This is a genomic window from Prevotella sp. PTAC, assembly GCF_013166535.1.
In the GTDB taxonomy this organism is placed as follows: Bacteria; Bacteroidota; Bacteroidia; order Bacteroidales; family Bacteroidaceae; genus Prevotella.
The window spans coordinates 1-2353 of record NZ_JABKKK010000028.1 but is presented as its reverse complement, the minus strand read 5'-3'; the positions used below and the strand labels follow the sequence as shown (position 1 = coordinate 2353).

General features: G+C 46.7%; 3 protein-coding genes and 1 pseudogene. 1 reads left to right on the top strand and 3 read right to left on the bottom strand.

Annotated features, from left to right (window positions below; all coding sequences use genetic code 11):
- A pseudogene (locus HPS53_RS12435) lies at positions 1-222 on the top strand (conjugal transfer protein TraG); the annotation flags it as partial.
- Between the two features lie 60 nt (positions 223-282).
- Here the strand turns inward: HPS53_RS12435 and HPS53_RS12430 are convergent.
- From HPS53_RS12430 to HPS53_RS12420, 3 genes are all read right to left on the bottom strand, one after another.
- A complete protein-coding gene (locus HPS53_RS12430) occupies positions 283-732 on the bottom strand; it encodes a hypothetical protein (protein ID WP_172206522.1) in 450 nt (149 codons plus the stop codon).
- Between the two features lie 132 nt (positions 733-864).
- Entirely contained in the window at positions 865-1482 is a 618-nt protein-coding gene (locus tag HPS53_RS12425) for an RteC domain-containing protein (protein WP_172206520.1), read from the bottom strand.
- 210 nt (positions 1483-1692) lie between these two features.
- The gene (locus HPS53_RS12420; protein WP_172206518.1) at positions 1693-2106 is read right to left on the bottom strand and encodes a dihydrofolate reductase family protein; all 414 of its coding nucleotides are present in this window, start codon (positions 2104-2106) and stop codon (positions 1693-1695) included.
- Between the last annotated feature and the right edge of the window lie 247 nt (positions 2107-2353).

Genomic DNA, 2353 nt, shown 5'->3' with positions numbered 1-2353 from the left:
GAGATTGTCGTGGACGCCGAGAAGGTGAAGCGCGAGGAGAAAGCCTACAAGAAGATCCCCGTCATTACCGACTTCATCGACGGGGACGGCAACGACTGCATGAAGGAAACGGTGCAGGCGAATTACAGGCGCATCAAGGAGGAGGTGAAGCAGATTGTCGCCGACGAACTGGAGCGTATCGCGGGTGACGAGAACCTGAAGCATCTGTTGCAGCAGAAATAGCCGGCAGGCGGTAACGAAAACGGGCGGGGCAAGTTTGACACCTTGTTCCGCCCGTTTTCGTTACCCTTCGTTTTCCGGATTTTCCTCTTTCAGCAATTTGTTTATGGTCGTTACCGTATGTGTCTGAAAGTAGGTCTTCAGTTCCGCGTCATCTTTCAGGAGTATGCCGCATTCCTCATCATAAGTTCCGATGATATATTTTTTAAGTTCGGAAAAACTTTCCGCAAACGGTATCTGCCTGTTTTCCTGCCAGTATTCGGTTACCATTTCGGAGATAAACGCTTTAAGCACGGCTTTTTCCTCTTTACCCAGTTTCTTGAAACGTGTCGTTTCACGGTTCACGGGCAACGGTTCCGGCAGAATATCCTCCGGATTCTTGCCGCTGCGCATGGCGGACATGCAGCTTTTACAGATATGTTGTGCGTGTCCTTTGCCGGAGAACTTCTCATTCGCCTTGTAGTCACCGCAAATCCGGCAGTAGTGCCCGTTCTGTTTCTTCTTTTTTGCCATTTCTTTATCCTGCTTCTGTTCCGGCTGCAAATATCGGCATTTATTTCCATGATTGTCAATATGATGCAACAAAAAAAGACGGAAAACAGATGATTGCCCCTTATTTTCCGTCTTTCCTGTCCGGATGGTGGTTCATCTTCTCATGCGTTCCAATTCCTCGTCACGTTGCATCTTCTCGTTGAGTTTCTCCTGCATCCTGTCAAGGAAGTAGGTGCGGCTCTCGTTCTTCCGGCGTTTGATGTCAATATAGAAGCGGTAGCAGTCCTTTGATTCGACACCGAAAATCTTGTAGAGGAGCGGGGCGAGCTGTTTAAGCGGCATGTTACCGTTGTTGATGCAGCCCATCTCGTTGATGCCGTAGATAAGTTCCACAAGGTCGATGGCGTTGCCTGTCCATTGCAGGAGTGTGGCGGATTTTTCAGTTGTATTTTCGGAGGATGTACGGATGGGGATTAGTGGTGGCACTTGGGGAGCGGCAAGGAACTTCTGCATCTTCCTTACGAAAGAGAGTGCCTTGCTGATATAGGATGCAACCTCCCTCTTTTCTTCGGGAAAATTGCGCACGGGATGGTGCTGCAACTCGATTTCGATGTAAGCCAGCGCGATGATGGTGCGGTTGGTGTCCACATTGCCGCTGCATAGCTCGATCACTTGGGTGGCGAAAGCCGTGTATGCCGTTTCCATATTGCAGTCACCGGCTTCGTTTATACGGCGGAAGAACTCGGTTTCCGCCAATAAAAAATAATTCATGTCCTGTCAATTTTGAAATTTTACACTCTGTTTTTCGGTATGCGCACATGAATATGATTGGCAAAAATCATGTACATCAAACAAAAAATCCGGCACATAGTCTGCAATATGCTGGATTTCAGAGTAATAATTTCAAAATTTATTTATCCGACAGGAGTTGTATTCAACTTAAGGTGTTAATCTACTGAACATTAGTCCATTTTCCGGACATCAGACGCACGCTTTATAGATATGGCGGACCACTCCGTTGCGGTATGCTTTCTGTGAGGTCAGCGTCCATTGTTCCTGTGGCAAGACGGACTGGAAGAAACGCTTTCCCGTTCCGGCAATGAAAGGAATTGTGTATAGTATGATTTCATCCACCACACGCATACGCAGCAGCCCGTTGATGTAGTCCGCCTTTTCAGGAGTGGCTTCCGCCAGATAGCAGATGTCTGTTGTGGATTTCCGCCATTCGTCAAGCATGGAGATGGAATAATCCGGTGTGATATGATAAAGGGCGTTTTCCCTTATCTCGTTGATACCGCAATTTTCAAGGCGCAGTTCCTTATACGCTTTGCAATACAACTCGGAGCTTTGACATCCGTCCATCGTGAGGACGGCAAGAATCTGTACTTTACCCATTATCGTTTCCTTTCGTTAGGCAAGGGCAAAAAAGTAGCGTGCAAATCACACTACTTTCAAGCGACGGCTCTGGTAAAGCCTTTTACGGAGAGTACGTGAATGCACGCTATGCGTAGGCATAGCATAAGCATCACGCAATCGTCTCCGTAGTGTCAATTTACCAGATTTATAGAATACATATCTAAAATGAAAACAACAACCAAACAAATGAAAATAAATGTGCTGTTTTATAGCTATTTATAAGTGT

Excerpts from the sequence above, each read along its gene's own strand:
- HPS53_RS12430 (WP_172206522.1), bottom strand. The coding sequence starts at position 732 with ATGGCAAAAAAGAAGAAACAGAACGGGCACTACTGCCGGATTTGCGGT.
- HPS53_RS12425 (WP_172206520.1), bottom strand. The coding sequence starts at position 1,482 with ATGAATTATTTTTTATTGGCGGAAACCGAGTTCTTCCGCCGTATAAAC.
- HPS53_RS12420 (WP_172206518.1), bottom strand. The coding sequence starts at position 2,106 with ATGGGTAAAGTACAGATTCTTGCCGTCCTCACGATGGACGGATGTCAA.